We start from the raw sequence: 17,381 nt of genomic DNA, 5'->3' as shown, positions 1-17,381 counted from the left end.
AATGGCACAGGATCGGCCAATCGATACTTGCATGTGCGGGGGCGGGCCGTGCATGCATGGCCCTTCATGATCGTGAACCCCCCTCCGTTCGTCCTGCTGGACGATGCCCGCCACGGGGGAGCGGCCGCGCGTCTCTATACCGCGCCGGTCGACATCGTGACCGCGCATCGCCCCGAACAGGTCGCCCCCGCGCTGGCCGCGCTACGCCGCGCGCAGCGACAGGGGCTGCATGCCGCTGGCTATCTGGCCTATGAGGCGGGGGCGGCGTTCGAGCCGGGGGTGACGGCCCGCGCGGTCGAGGGGCCGCTGCTGTGGTTCGGGCTGTTCCGCGATCATGCGACGGTCGATGTCGCGGCGCTGCTGCCCGACCCCGCCGGTGCCTGGGCGGGCGATCTGGTTCCCGAGGGCGATGCGCAGCGCCATGCCCGGCAATTCGCCGAGGTGCAGGCGCTGATCGCGGCGGGCGATCTCTATCAGGTCAATCTGACTTTTCGCGCGCAGGTGCCGGTCGCGGGCGATCCGCTGGCGCTCTATGCGGGGCTGCGCGCCCGGTCGCGCGCGGGCTGGGGCGCGGTGGTGGCGACGGAGGAGGCGACCATCCTGTCGCTGTCGCCCGAGCTGTTCTTCGCGCTGGAGGATGGCCGCCTGACTGCGCGGCCGATGAAGGGGACCGCACGGCGCGACGACGACCCCGCCGCCGATGCGCGCGCGGCGCAGGAACTGCGCGACGACCCCAAGCAGCGCGCCGAGAATCTGATGATCGTCGACCTGATGCGTAACGACCTGTCGCGAGTCGCGCGGCCGGGCAGCGTCGCGGTGCCCGCGCTTTTTGCGGTCGAACCCTATCCGACCGTCCACCAGATGGTGTCGACTGTCACCGCCGATCTGGCCGAAGGGCAGGACGCGCTGGACGTGCTGTCCGCGCTTTTCCCCTGCGGTTCGATCACCGGCGCGCCCAAGATCCGCGCGATGCAGGCGATCGCGGAGATCGAGGATTCGCCCCGCGGCCTCTATACCGGCGCGATCGGGCGACTCGATGCGGATGGCGATGCGATGTTCAACGTTGCGATCCGCACCCTGACCTGGCCGCACGGCGCCGACCATGCGACGCTGGGGCTGGGATCGGGGGTGGTCGCCGACTCGGTGGCGGCGGACGAGTGGGACGAATGCCTCGCCAAGGCCGCCTTCCTGGACGGCGGGCGCAGCGATGTCGATCTGATCGAGACCATGGCCTTCGATCCCGTCGACGGCATCCAGCATCTGGAGGAGCATCTCGCCCGGATGAAGGCGAGCGCGGCGGCGCTGGGCTTCACCTTCGACCGGCATGACGCACGCAACGAGTTGCAGGCGGCGACCTTCCGCCTGCGCGATACCCGGCGCATCCGGCTGTTGCTGGCGCGTAGCGGCGCGGTGGTGGTCGAGGTCGCGCCGCGTCCGGCGCCGTTCGACGGGGTGGTGCCGGTGCGGATCGTGCCGCTGCCCGTCGCCGCGTCCGACCTGCGGCTGCGCCACAAGACCAGCGCGCGCGGCTTCTACGACTCGGCGCGGGTGGCGGCGGGCACGGCCGAGGTCGTGTTCGAGACGCCCGACGGCTATCTGACCGAGGGCAGCTATACCTCGCTGTTCGTCGCGCGCGGCGACAAGCTGGTGACGCCGCCGCTGGCGCAGGGGCTGCTGCCCGGCGTGCTGCGCGGCCATTTGATCGAGAGCGGTCGCGCGGTCGAGGGGCCGTTGACCCGTGCCGATCTGCAAGACGGATTCTTGCTTGGCAACGCGCTTCGCGGATTGTTTCGTGCACAGATGGTTGCGGATTGAGGCAGGAGGGCGCTAAAGCGCGCCCGCACTCTCCTGTCGCAAAGGTTCCGTTCCATGCAGCCCTCCGCCGCGCTCGGCCGTATCAGCCCGTCCCCCACGCTCGCCATCACCAGCCGCGTGATGGAGCTGAAGCGCGCCGGCGTCGACGTGATCGGGCTGGGCGCGGGCGAGCCCGATTTCGACACGCCCGACTTCGTGAAAGAAGCCGCGATCCAGGCGATTCGCGACGGCAAGACCAAATATACCAACGTCGACGGCACGCCCGAGCTGAAGGCCGCGATCGCGCAGAAGTTCGCGCGCGACAACGGCCTGACCTACAAGGCCGACCAGATCAGCGTGAATGTCGGCGGCAAGCACACGCTGTTCAACGCGATGGTCGCGACGATCGATGCGGGCGACGAGGTGGTGATCCCTGCGCCCTATTGGGTCAGCTATCCGGACGTCGTCCAGTTCGCAGGCGGCGTGCCGGTGATCGTGAAGGCGGGGCCGGAGCAGGGTTACAAGCTGACCCCCGAGGCGCTCGACGCCGCGATCACGCCCAGGACCAAGTGGGTCATCCTCAACTCGCCGTCCAATCCAACGGGCGCGGGCTATACCGCCGACGAGCTGAAGGCGCTGGGCGAGGTGATCCTGCGCCATCCGCATGTCTGGGTCTTCGCCGACGATATGTACGAGCATATCGTCTATGACGGCTTCCGCTTCGCCACCATCGCGCAGGTCTGCCCCGAGCTGTACGAGCGCACGCTGACCGTCAACGGCTGTTCCAAGGCCTATGCGATGACCGGCTGGCGAATCGGCTATGCGGGCGGCGCGCCCTGGCTGATCAAGGCCATCGCCAAGCTCCAGTCGCAGTCGACCTCCAACCCCTGCTCGATCGCGCAGGCGGCGGCGACGGCGGCGCTGACCGGCGACCAGAGCTTCCTGGCCGAGCGCAATCTGGCGTTCCAGGCGCGGCGCGACATGGTCGTGTCGATGCTCAACGCAATCGACGGCATGACCTGCCCAACGCCTGAGGGGGCCTTCTACGTCTATCCGTCCTTCGCGCCGCTGATCGGCAAGACCACGCCCTCGGGCCGGTTGATCGACAGCGACGAGGCGTTTGTCGGCTATCTGCTCGACGATGCGAAGGTCGCGGCGGTGCAGGGCGCGGCGTTCGGCCTCTCGCCCGCGATGCGAATCAGCTATGCGACCTCGGACGCACTGCTCAAGGAAGCGTGCACCCGCATCCAGACGGCCTGCGCCGCGCTGAAATAATTTCCCGCCCTTGCGGCGGTGCGAAAGCCCGTGGGTATGACCAAAAGGCTGTACCTGCGGGCTTTTTCCTATCCCCATGTGCGCCGCAGCAATAAGGCCTAACTGTGGCATGAACGACACGTCCACGTGCCGTTAATGCTGTGTTTCTATAAATGCCATTGTCGGAAGGACGCGGATCGACCAGATGGCGCCCGGAAGATCGCCGCCCATTCGGGGGCGACCCGTTTTAGACAGGTGAAGACGAATGCGTGCCCTCCTCAAGTCCAGCTTCGTGTGGCAGTTCGCCGGCGGATTTGCGCTGGGTGCTCTGGGCCTCATCGTGCTTCACCCCGCCGAGGCGCCCAGCCGTTACGGTTCGGCCCCGGTCGAGGCGGTTCGCTAAGCGACGGGCCTGGCCTTCGACTTCGCGCAGGCGGAACGGAGGCCGGGAAAGCATGACGCAATCAGCCGTTCAGGCTGAGCGAAGTCAAAGCCCACGCTACAACGCCAGCCCCTGGCCGAACCCCAAAAACACCCCATATCCCGGCGATGCGCAATAGCCTCTGCATCGCCCTGGCCGCGACCGCATTCGGAGCGGTCGCCTTGTCCTCGCTTCCCGCGCACGCCGAGCGTGCCGTGCCGTTGCCCAAGGCGACGCTCGACCTGCCCGCCGCACGGCGTCCGCAGGTGGCGGTCCTGGCGGGCGGCTGTTTCTGGGGCATGGAGGCGGTGTTCGAGCGGGTGAAGGGCGTGCGCGGCGTCACCGCGGGCTATGCCGGGGGCGGGGCGGCCGATGCCAATTATGCCGCCGTCTCGACCGAGCGGACCCGCCATGCCGAGGCGATCCGGATCACCTACGACCCCGCGCAGGTCTCCTATGCCACGCTGCTGCGCGTCTATTTCTCGATCGCGCACGACCCGACCCAGGTCGGCGGACAGGGGCCCGATCGCGGTCCCAGCTATCGCTCGGCGATCTTCGCCCAGTCGCCCGAACAGGCGCGGGTGGCACGCGCCTATATCGCGCAGCTGAGCCAGGCCCATGCCTTTGCCCGGCCGATCACCACGCGGATCGAGCAGGGGCGTTTCTTCCCCGCCGAGGCGGATCACCAGAATTTCTACGACCGCAATCCCGGCCATCCCTATATCGTCCGCTGGGACAAGCCCAAGGTGGCGGGCTTCCGCGCGGGCTTCCCCGATTTGGCGCGCGCGGGATAGGCTTCAGGCCGCGACCGGAAAGCGCAGCATCCGGTCGCGCACGGGCACCAGCGCCTCGGCCGGGCGACCGACCGCCTGAACCAGCGCGGGATGGTCGACGTCCAGCCCCCCGGTCAGCGCCCCGAAGGCGGGCAGGACCAGCTTGCGCGCGGTGCCCACGAAACAGCGGCGCGCGACCATCTTGCCCCGGACGCGCAGGCGCAGCTTGGGATGGAAATGGCCCGACAATTCGGGCCGCGTCTCGGCGGGATCGGCCTCGTGGCGCAGGATCAGCCCGTCGACCGCCGCTTCGTCCATCACCGCGCCGCCGCAGCGATCGCGCAGGACGGGATCGTGATTGCCGGTGATCCACATCCACCGCGTCGCGCCGGTCAGCGCCAGCAGCATCGCGCGCGCCTCGGGCAGCAGGCGGTCGCACCCCTCCGCATCGTGAAAGCTGTCGCCCAGGCACCAGACCTCGCGCGCGCCGGTCTGGCGGACCAGCGCGGTCAGCTCGGTCAGCGTGGCGAGCGAATCATAGGGCGGCAGCATCTGCCCGCCCCCGGCATACCAGCTCGCCTTCTCCAGATGGAGATCGGCGACCAGCAGCGCGCCCCGCGCGGGCCAGAACAGCGCGCCATCGGCCAGGGCCTTGAACGCCTGGCCGCCGAACGAAAAGGGAACCATTTCCTGTCCATGCGCTTGACGCCTGGCAAGATCAAGCGATTGCAGAGGCTATGGGAAAGCCCTTGCGTCAGGCGCGCAGAAGCGTAAAGCGCGCCGTCCTTTTGGCACAGGGGGTTCCGGCGGACATGACGGGGACGGCGACCGATATGACGGGCATCCAGACCGCATCCGTGGAGTCGGCGGAGAGCGGCGCATCGTCGCATGCGCCCCACCCCGCGCTGGTCGCGCTGACCATCGGCGCGATCGGCGTCGTCTTCGGCGATATCGGCACCAGCCCGCTCTACGCCTTTCGCGAGGCGCTGGGCCAGTCGGCGGGGGACGGCATCGACCCCAGCGAGATTCTGGGCGTGCTCAGCCTGGCGCTCTGGTCGCTGATCCTGGTCGTGACGATCAAATATGTCGTCTTCCTGATGCGCGCCGACAATCAGGGCGAGGGCGGGGTGCTGGCGCTGGCCGCGCTCGCCCGGCGGGCGACCGGCGTGCGGTCGCGCGTCGCGCTGGTGCTGGGCGCGGCGGGCGCCTCGCTCTTTTATGGCGATGCGATCATCACGCCCGCGCTGTCGGTGCTGTCGGCGATGGAGGGGTTGCGCACCATTCCCGCCGCCGCGACGATCTTCGACGAGAATATCATCCGGCTGTGCACCATCGTCATCCTGGTCGTGCTCTTCTGTATCCAGTCGCGCGGGACCGCGCAGGTGTCGAAGCTGTTCGGCCCGATCTGTATCCTGTGGTTCCTGGTCATCGGCGGGCTGGGCGTCTGGCATATCGCCGACGAACCCTCGATCGCACGGGTCGTCTGGCCGGGCTATGGCGTCAGCTTCCTGGCGAGCCACGGGCTGGTCGGGCTGTTCGTGCTGGGCGCGGTGTTCCTGACCGTGACCGGGGCCGAGGCGCTGACCGCCGATATGGGCCATTTCGGGCGGCTGCCCATCCGCATCGGCTGGTTCTCGCTCGTCCTGCCCGCGCTGGCGCTCAACTATCTGGGGCAGGGGGCGTTCGCGCTGTCGACGCTGGAACAGGCGGTGGCGAGCGGCCAGCCCTTCGCCAACCAAGACTGGTTCTTCCTGATGGCGCCCGAGCCGTTGCGCCCCGCGCTGATCGTGCTGGCGGGCCTTGCCACCGTGATCGCGGCGCAGGCGGTGATCACCGGTGCCTTCTCGCTGACCCAGCAGGCGATCCAGCTGGGGCTGTTGCCGCGCCTGCGCGTCCGCCAGACCTCGGCCGATTTCCGGGGGCAGATCTATCTGCCCGCGATCAACTGGATGCTGTTGTTCGGGGTGCTGGTGCTGGTGATCCAGTTCAAGACCTCCTCGGCGATGGCGGCGGCCTATGGCATCGCGGTGACGGGCACGATGGTCGTGACCACCTGCCTGGCCTATCTGGTGGTGCGGCATCGCTGGGGCTGGTCGCGCGGCGTTGCGGTGGCGGCGCTGCTGCCCTTCCTGGCGCTCGACCTCGTCTTCTTCGGCGCGAACATCCTGCGGGTGATCGAGGGGGGCTGGGTGCCGCTGTTGGTCGGTGCGGGCGTCGGCCTGATCATCCATACCTGGGTGCGCGGGCGGGGCATCGTCTCGGCCTTCGAGAAGCGGCAGGCGATCCCGCTCGCCGACCTTGCCGCCGCGCTCGCCAAGCGGCCGCCCGAGCGGGTGGCGGGGACCGCCGTATTCCTGACCGCCAACCCCGCCTCGGCCCCCGGCGCGCTGCTCCACAATCTGAAGCACAACAAGATCCTGCACGCGCAGAATCTGGTGGTGACCATCCGCACCGCCGACCGTCCGGTGGTCCCGCCCGAGCGGCGCGCGCATGTCGAGCGGCTGGACGATAATTTCGCGACCGTCACGCTGACCTATGGCTTCATGGAAACGCCCGACGTGCCGCGCGACCTGAAGGACCTGGGCGTCGAGACCCGGCATTCGGGGCTGGACCCGATGAAGACCAGCTATTTCATCGGCCGCAACACGCTCAAGCCCGAAGCGGAAAAGGGCATGCCGCCCTGGCAGGACCGGGTGTTCATGTTCCTGCAGCGCAACGCCAGCGACCCGACCGACTTCCTGCGGATTCCGCCGGGCAAGGTCCTCGAACTAGGCGAGCAGGTCACGGTCTAGGGACTGGCCCTCCCCAGACTCGCCTGGGGAGAAACAGCGGTTACAGCGTGACCTTGGGCGGCTTGGCGGCCTCGACCGCCACGAGGATCATCTTTTCCCAGATGGCGGGATCGCCTGCATCGGCCATCGCCTGATCGGGTTCGCGCAGCGTGCGCAGCACCGCCAGCGCATCGGTCATATGCTCGCGCCAGTGATCGTCGACGAGACGCCCGGCGGACTCGGCATCGCCCCCCGCATTGGCGCTGAGCCGCTGGCCGCACAGCACGCGTGCGATGCGTTCGGCGGCGGGGGTGTGGGCAATATCCATGGCAATCTCTCCTGACGCGTGGAAATCGTTACGCGATCAACGCGGGAGAGGTGGGAATGGTGCCCTTGCATAGCCCCTCTCCCGGCAGGGGGAGGGGTTGGGGAGGGGAAAGAGACCCAGGGGATGGTCTCCGTGAGACCCCGCCCTCCCCTATCCCCTCCCGCTTGCGGGAGGGGCGTGCTGTTGGAGAGGGCAGGCCTCTATTTTCAGCCCTGGGCGCCGCGCCCCGCACCGCCGCCGGAGCGGCCGCCACGACCGCGGCCACCGCCGCCGCCCGGACCACCAGCTCCGCCACCGCCGCCACGACGGCGCGGCTGGCGACCCTGGGGCGCGCGCGAGTCGGTCGCGCGCGGGGAATGCGTGGCGCGCGGCCGCGCCGGATCACGCGGGCGGTCGACGCGCGGCGCGGGATCGGCGCCGATCGCCTTGACCCGCTGCGACTTGATCGTCTCGGCGCGCTTCACGAAGTCGGCGGGCAGCGGGACGACGGTGATCTTCTGCCGCGTCAGCTTCTCGATGTCCTTCAGATACGGACGCTCATCCTCGGCGCAGAAGGCGATGGCCATGCCCGAACGGCCGGCGCGCGCGGTGCGGCCGATGCGGTGGACATATTGCTCGGCGACATTGGGCAGCTCGAAGTTGAAGACGTGGCTGACGCCCGGAATGTCGATGCCGCGCGCCGCGATGTCGGTCGCCACCAGCACGCGGGTCTGGCCCGAGCGGAACTCGCCCAGCGCGCGCTCGCGCTGGCCCTGGCTCTTGTTGCCATGGATCGCGTTGGCGGCGATGCCGTTGCCCGCCAGCAGCTTCACGACGCGGTCGGCGCCATGCTTGGTGCGGGTGAAGACCAGCGCCAGCTCGATCGCGGGATCGGCGAGCAGGATGGTCAGCAGCGCCTGCTTTTCCTGCTGCGTCACGAACGTCACCGACTGGTCGACACGCTCGGCGGTGGTCGACACCGGGGTCACGGTAACGGTCGCGGGATTGTCGAGGAACTTGTCGGCCAGGTCACGGATCGCGGCGGGCATGGTGGCCGAGAAGAACAGCGTCTGGCGCTTGCGCGGGATCATCTTCACGATGCGGCGCAGCGCGTGGATGAAGCCCAGGTCGAGCATCTGGTCGGCCTCGTCCAGCACCAGGATCTCGATCATCGACAGGTTCAGGAAGCCCTGCTCGACGAGATCGATCAGGCGGCCCGGCGTCGCGACCAGGATGTCGACGCCGCGCGACAGGTCCTGACGGTTCTTGTTCAGGCTGGTGCCGCCGAAGACGGTCGCGACCGCCAGCTTGGAAAACTTGGCATAGCCCTTCGCATTCTCGGCGATCTGGCTGGCCAGTTCGCGGGTGGGGGCCAGGACCAGCATCCGGCAATGGGTCGGCAGGACGCGCTTGTTCGCCTCGACCAGGCGCTGGATCGACGGCAGCACGAACGCGGCGGTCTTGCCGGTGCCGGTCTGTGCGATGCCCAGCAGGTCGCGGCCTTCCAGCAGCGTCGGGATCGAGTCGCGCTGGATCGGGGTGGGTTCGGAATAGCCCTTGGCCTCGAGCGCGCGGACGAGCGGCTCGGCAAGGCCGAGTTCGGAAAACGACATGAAATGACTTTCTGACATGGGCGCGCGAGTCACGAAGGGCCGCGAGAGGCGGCGCCGGGGTTGATGACACCCCGCGTGACAAGGGAAGCCTGGAGACAGGGTCGGGGCGGAGCCGGGACTGGAGAGTCCGTTCACGCTGCAAGTGGACGCCTTCGACGGGTGGGCATGTGCGCCCCGCCTTGCGAAAAGTCAAGTTTCGGGCAGGATCATTGTCGCGGTGCGTGACAACCGCGGGCGGATGGTTACATCCGATACCAGTTAGCGAAGAGGAGTCCTGCATGAAACTCGCCAGTCTCAAGGGTGGTCGCGACGGCAAGCTGGTCGTCGTGTCGAGCGATCTCGCCTGGTATGCCGATGCGGGCCATATCGCCCCGACCTTGCAGGCCGCCCTCGACGACTGGAATGCCGTCGCCCCCGCGCTGGCCAATCTGGCGACCGACCTCGACCATGAGGTGATCCCGCGCGAGCGATTCCACGAGCATGACGCCGCCTCGCCCCTGCCGCGCGCCTATCAATGGGCGGACGGATCGGCCTATGTGAATCACGTCGCGCTCGTCCGCCAGGCGCGCGGGGCGGAACTGCCCGACAGCTTCTGGCACGATCCGCTGATGTATCAGGGCGGGTCGGACGGATTCCTGGCCCCGCGCGACGCGATTCCGCTGGCCGACGAAAGCTGGGGCTGCGACCTGGAGGGCGAGGTCGTCGTCGTCACCGGCGACGTGCCCATGGGGGCGAGCCGTGAGGAGGCATTGGCGGCGATCCGGCTGGTCGGGCTGACCAACGACGTGTCGCTGCGCGGGCTGATCCCCGGCGAACTGGCCAAGGGGTTCGGGTTTTTCCAGTCCAAGCCCGCCTCGGCCTTCTCGCCGGTCTTCGTGACGCCCGAGTCGCTGGGTGACTGGTGGCGCGACGGCAAGCTGCACCGGGTGCTGAAGGTCGATCTCAACGGCCAGCCCTTCGGCCGTGCGGATGCGGGGCAGGACATGACCTTCGACTTCGGCACGCTGGTCGCCCATGCCGCCAAGACGCGCGCGCTGGGGGCGGGGACGATCATCGGTTCGGGCACCGTGTCCAACCGCGACGCCGATGGCGGGCCGGGCAAGCCCGTCGCCGAGGGCGGCGTCGGCTATAGCTGCCTGGCCGAGCTGCGCATGATCGAGACGATCCGGGGCGGCGAGCCCGTCACGCCGTTTCTGAAGAAGGGCGATACCGTCCGCATCTGGATGGAGGACGACCGCCACCATCCGATCTTCGGCGCGATCGAGCAGACGGTGGGCTGATCCCATACCTCCCCAGGCCTTGCTTGGGGAGGGGCAGACCGCAACCGTCCGGCATTGCCCCTCCACCACCGGGCTATCGCCCGGCGGTCCCCCTCCCCATCGGAGATGGGGAGGACCGGGGTCACTCCACCAGCGCGTCGATCGCCTCGGCCATGTCGATGTCGCGCGCCGACAGGCCGCCCGCGTCATGGGTGGTCAGCACGATGTCGACCCGGTTCCACACGTTCGACCATTCGGGATGATGGTCCGCCTTCTCCGCCAGCAGCGCCACGCGGGTCATGAAGCCGAACGCCTCGTTGAAATCGGCGAAGACGAAACGGCGGCTGATCGCGTCGCGTCCCTCGTCCCAGTCCCAGTCGGGCAGGCCGTCCAGCGCCTCGTCCCGGTCCAGCTCGCTCAGCCGCTCCACCATTGCCGTCCCCTTGCTTCTCTTGTTCTTTTGACCGGCACAGCGGTATGACGACGCGCATGAGCGGGCAAGACGGGATCGGCGCGGCACCGGGGGCCGATGTGATCGAGGCGATCGCGCGCGACGCCATCGCGCGCCTTCCCGCGGCGTTCGCGGCGCATCTGGGCGATGTGGTGCTGATCGTCGAGGAATTCGCCGATGACGAGACGCTGGCCGCGCTGGGGCTCGACCATCCGCTCGACCTGACCGGCCTGTATCACGGGCGGCCGGTGGGCGAGAAGAGCAGCATGGATTCGGGCGCGCTGCCCGACCGCATCCATCTCTATCGCCGCGCGATCCTGGACGAATGGGTCGAGACCGGGGTGCGGCTGGACGATCTGGTCGTGCATGTGACGATCCATGAGATCGGCCATCATTTCGGCCTGTCGGACGAGGATATGCACGCGCTCGAAGAGGCGATGGACGGTCCGGCCGCGTGATATTGCAGCTGTCCCAGGTCGCCTGCGCGCGCGGCGGGCGGCTGTTGTTCGCCGGGCTGTCGCTGGCGCTGGGCCCCGGCGGGGCGGCGCTCGTCACCGGTCCCAACGGCATCGGCAAGTCCAGCCTGCTGCGCCTCGCCGCCGGGCTGATCGCCCCGTTCGAGGGACATGTCGTGCGAAGCGGGCGGGTGGCGCTGATGGCCGAGGATCTGGCGCTCGACCTGGACAGGCGCCTCGTCGATGCGCTGTCCTTCTGGGCGAAGCTGGATGGCGGCGACCAGGCATCCGCGCGGGTGGCCGCGGCGCTGGCCGAGGTCGGGCTGGCGACACTGGCCGAGGTGCCGGTGCGGCTGCTGTCCACCGGGCAGCGGCGGCGCGCGGCGCTGGCGCGGGTGCTGGCGGCCGATGCGCCGCTCTGGCTGCTGGACGAGCCGGGCAACGGGCTGGATGCCGCCGGGGTCGCGATGCTCGAACAGGCCATCGCCCGCCACCGCGCCGGGGGCGGGGCGGTGCTGCTCGCCACGCATCAGACGCTCGCCCTGCCCGATGCCGAGCCGGTCCTGCTGGCCGAGAGGGTTCCGACATGACGATCATCGGCACGCTGATCGCGCGCGATGTGCGGCGCGGCTATGCCGGGGGCGGGGCGGGGCTGGTCAGCGGCTTCTTCCTGTTGGCGGTCATCCTCTTTCCCTTCGCCATCGGACCCGACCGGGCGATGCTGGCGCGGATCGGTGCGGGCGCGATCTGGGTGGCGGCGCTGCTCGCGGCGCTGTTGCCGGTCGAGCGGCTGGTCGCGCCCGATTGCGAATCGGGTTGGTTCGATCAGGTCGCGGTGCGCGGCCTGTCGCTGCCGCTCGTCATGGGGGTGCGGATCATGGGGCACTGGCTGGCCTTTGCGCCGCCGCTGATGCTCGCGGCGCTGCTCGCGGTCGGGCTGTTCGGGCTGGACGGCGCGGCGCTGGTCCGGGTCGAGGCGGGGCTGCTGCTCGGCACGCCGGGGCTGGCCGCGCTTGCGGTGGCGACGGGAGCGCTGACCGCCGGGCTGCGCGGCGCGGGCGGCGTGGCGGGGCTGCTGCTGTTGCCGCTGGCGCTGCCGCTGTTGATCTTCGGCGCGGGCGGCGGCGATATGGGGGCGATGAAGCTTTTGGCGGCCTGTTCGCTGCTGCTGGTGGCGGGAGCGCCCTGGCTGGCGGCGGCGGCGGTCCGGTCGGTGCGGGACTGACATCATGGCAGACGCCCAGGTGATCGCGCGGGCCTTCGACGCGGCGGCGGCCTATGACGCGCATGCGGTGGTGCAGCGGCAGGTCGCCGACTGGCTGGCCGAGCGGATCGTCACGGTCGCGCCGTCCGGTCCCCGCGTGCTGGAGGTGGGATGCGGTACCGGCTTCCTGACCGGCGCGGTGCGGCCCCGGCTGGAGGGGGCCGACTGGCTGATGACCGACATCGCCCCCGCCATGCTGGCGCGCGGACTGGCGGGGCAGCCGGGCGCGCGGGGGCGGGTGATGGACGGCGAGCATCCCGACCTGCCCGACGAAGCGCCGTTCGACCTGATCGTCAGCAGCCTGGCGGTGCAGTGGTTCGCCGATCTGGCCAGCGGGTTGCAGCGGCTGGCGGCGTTGCTGGCGCCGGGCGGGCGGATGCTGGTGACGACGCTGGTCGAGGGGACGTTCGCGGCCTGGCACGAGGCGCACCAGGCGGAGGGATTCGCGGCGGGGAGTCCGGTCTATCCGCCGGTCGAGTCGCTGGGTTGGCCGGTCGAGACCCGGCGGTTCGAGCAGCGGCACGGCTCGGCGGCCGCGTTCATGCGCGCGCTCCGGGCGATCGGTGCGGGAACGCCGCGCGAAGGGCACCGACCGATCCCGCCGGGCGCGATGCGGCGGATCGCGAAGCGGTTCGAGGCTGGGGGTGCGGTGGCGACCTATGAGGTCGCGTTGATCGAAATTCCCAACTCCCGTTCGTGCTGAGCGAAGTCGAAGCACACGCCCCGCCGCTATGACCGTGCGTGGCCTTCGACTTCGCTCAGGCTGAACGGAGGGTGTGTCTTTACCGGCTCCACCGCGCCCAGATGGCGGTGGGCAGGGTCAGCCCGCGTGCTTCCTCGCGCACGCCGAGTTCGCCGCACTCCACCTTGCCGGGCAGGTCGGCCATCACCTGGCGCATCATCTCGCCGATCGCCATCGCCGACATGCGCACCGCGTACACCGTCAGGAACAGGAAGCGCGAATCACTATCGAGCAGCTGGCGGCAATTGGCGATCAGGCCGGGCAGGTCTTCCTCCAGCCGCCACACCTCGCCCTCCGGCCCGCGTCCATATTTGGGCGGGTCGAGCAATATGCCGTCATAGCGCCGTCCACGCCGCACCTCGCGCGCGACGAACTTGGCGGCGTCGTCGATGATCCAGCGGACCGGCGCATCGCCCAGGCCCGACAGCATCGCATTGCTCCGCGCCGCCTCGACCGATTTCTTCGACGCATCGACATGGACCATCTTGGCGCCCGCGCTCGCCATCGCCAGCGTGCCGACGCCCGTATAGCCGAACAGGTTCATGCACTCGGGTTCGGCCAGGCCATCGACCTGCTCGCGCATCCAGCTCCAGACGGGCGCCATGTCGGGGAAGAAGCCCAGATGGCGGAACGGCGTGTTCTGCGCGGTGAAGCGCACCTCGTTCCACTTCAGCGGCCATCCCTCGCGCGGGACCGGCTCGTTGAAGTTCCAGCGGCCGCCGCCATCCTCGTCCGAGCCGGGCACGAACTCGGCCGCCGCGCGCCAGTCGCTGGTCGCCGGGGCCCACATCGCCTGGGGTTCGGGGCGGATGAAGCGGAACCGGCCATAGCGTTCCAGCTTGCGACCATGGCCGGAGTCGACCAGCCCGTAATCCGCCCAGGGCTCGCCGATCATCGTTTCGAGTTTCATGCGCGCTGCGTTAGCGCAAACCATGCCCGTCGATAAAGGCCGTCACCGCGTCGAAGGTGGCGGGCAGGGTGGTGAAGCGTTCCTCGCGCTCGAACAGGTCGCCGACGCGGGGGGGCAGCGGGGGCCGCACCCCGGTCGCGCGCTCGACCGCGTCGGTGAACTTGGCCGGATGCGCGGTGGCCAGCGTCACCACGGGCACCGCGACGTCGCTGGCCCGTGCGGCGGACAGCGCGATGGCGGTGTGCGGGTCGAGGATCTGTCCGGTCGACTCGGCGGCCCAGCGCATCGCGCGGCTCATATCGTCGGCATCGATCCGCGCGCTGGTGAAGAGCGGGGCGATATTCTGGCTCTGCGCATTGGTCAGCCGCATCGCGCCCGACGATTCGAAGCCCTTCATCTGCGCCGCCAGCGCGGCGCCGTCGCGGCCGTTCGCATCGAACAGCAGCCGTTCGAAATTGGAGCTGACCTGGATGTCCATCGACGGCGTCGCGGTCGCCTGCACCTGCCCCTTGGAATAGTCGCCCGAGGACAGCGCGCGGTGGAGGATGTCGTTGACGTTGGTCGCGACGATCAGCCGCTCGACCGGCAGGCCCATGCGCGCCGCGACATAGCCTGCGAACACGTCGCCGAAATTGCCCGTCGGCACCGAAAAGGCGACGGCCTTGCCTGGCGCGCCCAGTCGGACGGCGGCGTAGAAATAATAGACGACCTGCGCCATCAACCGCGCCCAGTTGATCGAGTTGACCGCCGACAGGGTATGCCGATCGGCAAAGGCGCGGTCGTTGAACATCGCCTTCACCAGCGCCTGCGCGTCGTCGAAATTCCCCTCGATCGCGATATTGTGGACATTGGGGGCCAGCACCGTGGTCATCTGGCGCCGCTGGATCTCGGTCACGCGCCCCGCCGGATGCAGCATGAAGATGTCGATATTGGCGCGCCCCGCCACCGCGTCGATCGCCGCCGACCCGGTATCGCCGCTGGTCGCGCCGACGATGGTCAGCCGCGTCTCGGTGCCGCGCAGGAACCGCTCGAACAACAGGCCCAACATCTGGAGCGCGACGTCCTTGAACGCCAGCGTCGGCCCGTGGAACAGCTCCAGCAGCCACTGGTCATGGTCGAGCTGGACCAAGGGCGTCACGGCGGCGTGCGAGAAGCGGCCATAGGCGGCGTTGCACAGGTCCTGGAGCTCCTCGGCGGTCAGGCTGTCGCCGACGAACGGCGCCATGATCTTGGCGGCGGTCTGCGCATAGGACAGCCCCGCCAGTCCCTCGATTTCTTCCGTAGAGAGGGTCGGCCAGGCTTCCGGAACATAGAGCCCGCCATCGCTGGCGAGACCGGCCAGGGTCGCGCCCCGGAAATCGAGGACGGGGGCGGAGCCGCGGGTACTGTGATAGCGCATGATGCGGTGCGGCTTAACCGTGTGTGTCGGTCATCACAACCATTCGATTGCGCCGAACGACCGCCAAAGCATAGATAATTGCGGCGATGGCGGCGAACAGGAACCATTGCACGGCATAGGCCAGGTGGTTGTTGGGCACCGCGTCAATATCGGGGCTGGGGTTGGGCTCCAGTCCGGTGGCCGGGCTGTCCGCGACCAGCAGCATGGCTTGCGGCCGGTGGTCGAAGGCCGACTGGATCAGCGAACGGCCGTCGGGGGCGTGGGCGACATAGCCCGTCACCCGGCCGCCGGGCCAGGCGATCGCCTTGCGCGGATCATGGGTGGTGCCCAGCTGTACCTGCATCGCGCCGCGCTGCATCGAACAGGTCGCGATCAGCCGAAACCCCGCCGCCCCGGCCCCGGCGCGGCGCACCGTGACGGGCGGTCGGCACTCGGCGACGGTGCGGCGGAAGAGCAGGCTGTCGTCGGGGAACAGTGGAAAGGCGATGGGCGGCCTGGCGGGGTTGGCGGCCAGCTGCGCCAGATAGGCCTCCTTTTGCGGCAACCGTTCGAGTAATTGCCACAGCCCCAGCGCGATCATCGCCGCGACCGCCAGCCCGACGATCAGCGTGGGCAGGACCGGCACCCGCTTCATGCGTCGTCGTCCGCGTCGGGTCTGGCGACCGCGCCCTCGCGCGCTTCGTTGCGATATTCGGCGGCCATCAGCGCCCCCTTGGCGACGCGCAGCGTATAGACGACGCCGATGGCGGTCAGCGGCAGCCAGATCAGCATGTGCAGCCAGAGCGGCGGATGCAGCGTCAGCTCGACCGCGATCGCCGCGATGGTGACGACCGTGCCCAGGATCAGCGTCAGGAAGGCGGCGGGCCCATCGCCGACATTGAAGCGGGTGAAATCCAGCCCGCACGCCGCGCATGTATCGGCGAAGGTCGTCACCTGTTTCGAGAAGAGCGGCCCGGCAAACAAATGGGGCTGGCCGCAACGCGGACACAGCCCCCCGAATGCGGCCTGCGCGATGGTGGGCGGGGCAGGCTCAGCCACTATGGACCGGCGCGCCCCAGCCACCCCAGACATAGATGGTGACGAACAGGAACAGCCACACCACGTCGACGAAATGCCAGTACCAGGCCGCCGCCTCGAACCCGAAATGCTGGCGCGGGGTGAAGTCGCCGCGATAGGCGCGGATCAGGCAGACGATCAGGAAGATGGTGCCGACGATGACGTGGAAACCGTGGAACCCGGTCGCCATGAAGAAGGCCGCGCCATAGTTGATGCCCTTAAAAGGGAAGGGCGCGTGGACATATTCATAGGCCTGGATCGAACTGAAGATCAGGCCCAGCACGACCGTCAGCCACAGGCCCTTCAGCACGCCGTCCCGGTCGCCGACGCCCAGCACCCCCCACAGGCCGCGCTTCTCGCCGCCGCGCTGGTTGTGGATCAGCGCATGGTGCGCCCAGGTCACGGTGGTGCCGCTGGTCAGCAGGATCAGCGTGTTGAGCAAGGGCAGCTTGAAGGCGTCGATCACCTCCAGCCCCTTGGGCGGCCAGGTCGCGGCGATGGCGGCGGCGCCCTCGGTCGCGCGTTCCACCTGGCCGTCGACGAAGCTCATCGCGGTCGGGAACAGCGCGAAGTCGAAAAAGGCCCAGAACCAGCCGACGAAGAACATCACCTCCGACGCGATGAACAGGATCATGCCGTATCGGAAATGCAGCTGGACGACGGGGGTGTGGTCGCCATGATGCGCCTCGCGCACGACATCGGCCCACCAGCTGCCCATGCAGAACAGCACCGCCGCCAGCCCCGCCAGGAACGCCCAGCCGCCGCCGGGCGCGCTGTGCATCCACATGATCGCGCCCGAGGCCATGAGCAGCGCCGACATCGAACTGGCCAGCGGCCAGGGGCTCGGCGGCAGGATATGATAGTCGTGGTTCTTCGCGCCAGCCATGATCCCGTCCCTATGTTTCTCTTTTG

Annotated in this window: 19 protein-coding genes; 10 read left to right on the top strand and 9 right to left on the bottom strand. The window is 69.0% G+C overall.

Annotated elements, in window-relative coordinates; genetic code table 11:
* The first annotated feature begins 66 nt into the window (after positions 1–66).
* The 4 genes from pabB (at position 67) to msrA (ending at position 4,263) form a co-directional block, all read left to right on the top strand.
* Positions 67–1,815 carry an aminodeoxychorismate synthase component I gene (gene pabB / locus ACFX59_RS11020; RefSeq protein ID WP_387432298.1) on the top strand — a complete coding sequence of 583 codons (1,749 nt, stop codon included), beginning with the start codon at positions 67–69 and terminating at the stop codon, positions 1,813–1,815.
* Between the two features lie 54 nt (positions 1,816–1,869).
* Positions 1,870–3,069 (top strand): pyridoxal phosphate-dependent aminotransferase, encoded by a 1,200-nt coding sequence (locus tag ACFX59_RS11015; RefSeq protein ID WP_307101553.1) that lies wholly within the window; start codon positions 1,870–1,872, stop codon positions 3,067–3,069.
* A 244-nt stretch (positions 3,070–3,313) separates the two neighbouring features.
* Positions 3,314–3,451 (top strand): hypothetical protein, encoded by a 138-nt coding sequence (locus ACFX59_RS11010; protein WP_307101551.1) that lies wholly within the window; start codon positions 3,314–3,316, stop codon positions 3,449–3,451.
* 146 nt (positions 3,452–3,597) lie between these two features.
* A complete protein-coding gene (gene msrA, locus ACFX59_RS11005) occupies positions 3,598–4,263 on the top strand; it encodes a peptide-methionine (S)-S-oxide reductase MsrA (protein ID WP_307101549.1) in 666 nt (221 codons plus the stop codon).
* A gap of 3 nt (positions 4,264–4,266) precedes the next feature.
* Here the strand turns inward: msrA and pdeM are convergent, their stop codons facing one another.
* Positions 4,267–4,929 carry a ligase-associated DNA damage response endonuclease PdeM gene (gene pdeM, locus ACFX59_RS11000; RefSeq protein WP_309690988.1) on the bottom strand — a complete coding sequence of 221 codons (663 nt, stop codon included), beginning with the start codon at positions 4,927–4,929 and terminating at the stop codon, positions 4,267–4,269.
* Positions 4,930–5,075: 146 nt separating this feature from the next.
* Here pdeM and ACFX59_RS10995 point away from each other — a divergent pair, with 146 nt between their 5' ends.
* On the top strand, positions 5,076–7,034 hold the full coding sequence (locus ACFX59_RS10995) for a potassium transporter Kup (protein ID WP_387432394.1): 1,959 nt from the start codon (positions 5,076–5,078) through the stop codon (positions 7,032–7,034).
* Between the two features lie 40 nt (positions 7,035–7,074).
* On the opposite strand, the gene ACFX59_RS10990 is transcribed toward ACFX59_RS10995, so the two are convergent.
* Together ACFX59_RS10990 and ACFX59_RS10985 are read right to left on the bottom strand one after the other, a co-directional pair.
* Positions 7,075–7,341 carry a hypothetical protein gene (locus ACFX59_RS10990; RefSeq protein ID WP_387432295.1) on the bottom strand — a complete coding sequence of 89 codons (267 nt, stop codon included), beginning with the start codon at positions 7,339–7,341 and terminating at the stop codon, positions 7,075–7,077.
* Positions 7,342–7,547: 206 nt separating this feature from the next.
* The gene (locus tag ACFX59_RS10985; protein ID WP_387432294.1) at positions 7,548–8,933 is read right to left on the bottom strand and encodes a DEAD/DEAH box helicase; all 1,386 of its coding nucleotides are present in this window, start codon (positions 8,931–8,933) and stop codon (positions 7,548–7,550) included.
* 278 nt (positions 8,934–9,211) lie between these two features.
* Here ACFX59_RS10985 and ACFX59_RS10980 point away from each other — a divergent pair, with 278 nt between their 5' ends.
* Positions 9,212–10,213 carry a fumarylacetoacetate hydrolase family protein gene (locus ACFX59_RS10980; RefSeq protein WP_387432293.1) on the top strand — a complete coding sequence of 334 codons (1,002 nt, stop codon included), beginning with the start codon at positions 9,212–9,214 and terminating at the stop codon, positions 10,211–10,213.
* Positions 10,214–10,334: 121 nt separating this feature from the next.
* Here ACFX59_RS10980 and ACFX59_RS10975 read toward each other — a convergent pair whose 3' ends face one another.
* Complete coding sequence (locus ACFX59_RS10975) at positions 10,335–10,712, bottom strand: 4a-hydroxytetrahydrobiopterin dehydratase (RefSeq protein WP_307101539.1); 378 nt, start codon at positions 10,710–10,712, stop codon at positions 10,335–10,337.
* On the opposite strand from ACFX59_RS10975, the gene ACFX59_RS10970 reads away from it, so the two are divergent.
* From ACFX59_RS10970 to ACFX59_RS10955, 4 genes are read left to right on the top strand one after another with little or no spacing between them, the layout of a single operon-like run.
* Positions 10,682–11,101 carry a metallopeptidase family protein gene (locus tag ACFX59_RS10970; RefSeq protein ID WP_307101537.1) on the top strand — a complete coding sequence of 140 codons (420 nt, stop codon included), beginning with the start codon at positions 10,682–10,684 and terminating at the stop codon, positions 11,099–11,101. The two genes, ACFX59_RS10975 and ACFX59_RS10970, sit on opposite strands and share 31 nt — an antisense overlap.
* Positions 11,098–11,688 (top strand): heme ABC exporter ATP-binding protein CcmA, encoded by a 591-nt coding sequence (gene ccmA, locus ACFX59_RS10965; protein ID WP_387432290.1) that lies wholly within the window; start codon positions 11,098–11,100, stop codon positions 11,686–11,688. Before ACFX59_RS10970 ends, ccmA begins: the two co-directional genes overlap by 4 nt.
* Positions 11,685–12,323 (top strand): heme exporter protein CcmB, encoded by a 639-nt coding sequence (locus tag ACFX59_RS10960; protein ID WP_387432288.1) that lies wholly within the window; start codon positions 11,685–11,687, stop codon positions 12,321–12,323. The genes ccmA and ACFX59_RS10960 overlap by 4 nt, the downstream gene beginning before the upstream one ends.
* 4 nt (positions 12,324–12,327) lie before the next feature.
* Positions 12,328–13,065: a methyltransferase gene (locus ACFX59_RS10955; RefSeq protein ID WP_387432286.1), complete on the top strand. Its 738-nt coding sequence runs from the start codon at positions 12,328–12,330 to the stop codon at positions 13,063–13,065.
* A 79-nt stretch (positions 13,066–13,144) separates the two neighbouring features.
* On the opposite strand, the gene ACFX59_RS10950 is transcribed toward ACFX59_RS10955, so the two are convergent.
* Genes ACFX59_RS10950 through ACFX59_RS10930 form a run of 5 tightly spaced genes read right to left on the bottom strand, consistent with a single transcriptional unit; the run spans position 13,145 to position 17,355 of the window.
* A complete protein-coding gene (locus tag ACFX59_RS10950) occupies positions 13,145–14,014 on the bottom strand; it encodes a class I SAM-dependent methyltransferase (RefSeq protein WP_387432284.1) in 870 nt (289 codons plus the stop codon).
* A gap of 10 nt (positions 14,015–14,024) precedes the next feature.
* Positions 14,025–15,413, bottom strand: a complete 1,389-nt coding sequence (gene thrC / locus ACFX59_RS10945) for a threonine synthase (RefSeq protein WP_387432282.1) — start codon at positions 15,411–15,413, stop codon at positions 14,025–14,027.
* 13 nt (positions 15,414–15,426) lie between these two features.
* On the bottom strand, positions 15,427–16,047 hold the full coding sequence (locus ACFX59_RS10940) for an SURF1 family cytochrome oxidase biogenesis protein (RefSeq protein ID WP_387432280.1): 621 nt from the start codon (positions 16,045–16,047) through the stop codon (positions 15,427–15,429).
* Positions 16,044–16,484, bottom strand: a complete 441-nt coding sequence (locus ACFX59_RS10935) for a DUF983 domain-containing protein (RefSeq protein WP_387432278.1) — start codon at positions 16,482–16,484, stop codon at positions 16,044–16,046. Before ACFX59_RS10935 ends, ACFX59_RS10940 begins: the two co-directional genes overlap by 4 nt.
* The gene (locus tag ACFX59_RS10930; RefSeq protein WP_307101520.1) at positions 16,444–17,355 is read right to left on the bottom strand and encodes a cytochrome c oxidase subunit 3; all 912 of its coding nucleotides are present in this window, start codon (positions 17,353–17,355) and stop codon (positions 16,444–16,446) included. The genes ACFX59_RS10935 and ACFX59_RS10930 overlap by 41 nt, the downstream gene beginning before the upstream one ends.
* Positions 17,356–17,381: the final 26 nt, after the last annotated feature.

The sequence above is a fragment of the Sphingomonas sp. NCPPB 2930 genome (genome assembly GCF_042867205.1).
In the GTDB taxonomy this organism is placed as follows: Bacteria; Pseudomonadota; Alphaproteobacteria; order Sphingomonadales; family Sphingomonadaceae; genus Sphingomonas.
The sequence above is the reverse complement of the archived record's forward strand: the minus strand, read 5'-3'. Positions and strand labels throughout refer to the sequence as shown.

What these genes read in the sequence shown, in the direction of transcription:
- msrA (WP_307101549.1), top strand. Translation starts at nt 3,598, where the DNA reads ATGCGCAATAGCCTCTGCATCGCCCTGGCCGCGACCGCATTCGGAGCG.
- ACFX59_RS10930 (WP_307101520.1), bottom strand. Translation starts at nt 17,355, where the DNA reads ATGGCTGGCGCGAAGAACCACGACTATCATATCCTGCCGCCGAGCCCC.
- ACFX59_RS10940 (WP_387432280.1), bottom strand. Translation starts at nt 16,047, where the DNA reads ATGAAGCGGGTGCCGGTCCTGCCCACGCTGATCGTCGGGCTGGCGGTC.
- ACFX59_RS10955 (WP_387432286.1), top strand. Translation starts at nt 12,328, where the DNA reads ATGGCAGACGCCCAGGTGATCGCGCGGGCCTTCGACGCGGCGGCGGCC.
- pdeM (WP_309690988.1), bottom strand. Translation starts at nt 4,929, where the DNA reads ATGGTTCCCTTTTCGTTCGGCGGCCAGGCGTTCAAGGCCCTGGCCGAT.
- ACFX59_RS11015 (WP_307101553.1), top strand. Translation starts at nt 1,870, where the DNA reads ATGCAGCCCTCCGCCGCGCTCGGCCGTATCAGCCCGTCCCCCACGCTC.
- ACFX59_RS10960 (WP_387432288.1), top strand. Translation starts at nt 11,685, where the DNA reads ATGACGATCATCGGCACGCTGATCGCGCGCGATGTGCGGCGCGGCTAT.
- ACFX59_RS10970 (WP_307101537.1), top strand. Translation starts at nt 10,682, where the DNA reads ATGAGCGGGCAAGACGGGATCGGCGCGGCACCGGGGGCCGATGTGATC.
- ACFX59_RS10995 (WP_387432394.1), top strand. Translation starts at nt 5,076, where the DNA reads ATGACGGGCATCCAGACCGCATCCGTGGAGTCGGCGGAGAGCGGCGCA.
- ACFX59_RS10950 (WP_387432284.1), bottom strand. Translation starts at nt 14,014, where the DNA reads ATGAAACTCGAAACGATGATCGGCGAGCCCTGGGCGGATTACGGGCTG.
- ACFX59_RS11010 (WP_307101551.1), top strand. Translation starts at nt 3,314, where the DNA reads ATGCGTGCCCTCCTCAAGTCCAGCTTCGTGTGGCAGTTCGCCGGCGGA.
- pabB (WP_387432298.1), top strand. Translation starts at nt 67, where the DNA reads ATGATCGTGAACCCCCCTCCGTTCGTCCTGCTGGACGATGCCCGCCAC.
- thrC (WP_387432282.1), bottom strand. Translation starts at nt 15,413, where the DNA reads ATGCGCTATCACAGTACCCGCGGCTCCGCCCCCGTCCTCGATTTCCGG.
- ACFX59_RS10935 (WP_387432278.1), bottom strand. Translation starts at nt 16,484, where the DNA reads ATGTCTGGGGTGGCTGGGGCGCGCCGGTCCATAGTGGCTGAGCCTGCC.
- ACFX59_RS10980 (WP_387432293.1), top strand. Translation starts at nt 9,212, where the DNA reads ATGAAACTCGCCAGTCTCAAGGGTGGTCGCGACGGCAAGCTGGTCGTC.
- ACFX59_RS10985 (WP_387432294.1), bottom strand. Translation starts at nt 8,933, where the DNA reads ATGTCGTTTTCCGAACTCGGCCTTGCCGAGCCGCTCGTCCGCGCGCTC.
- ACFX59_RS10990 (WP_387432295.1), bottom strand. Translation starts at nt 7,341, where the DNA reads ATGGATATTGCCCACACCCCCGCCGCCGAACGCATCGCACGCGTGCTG.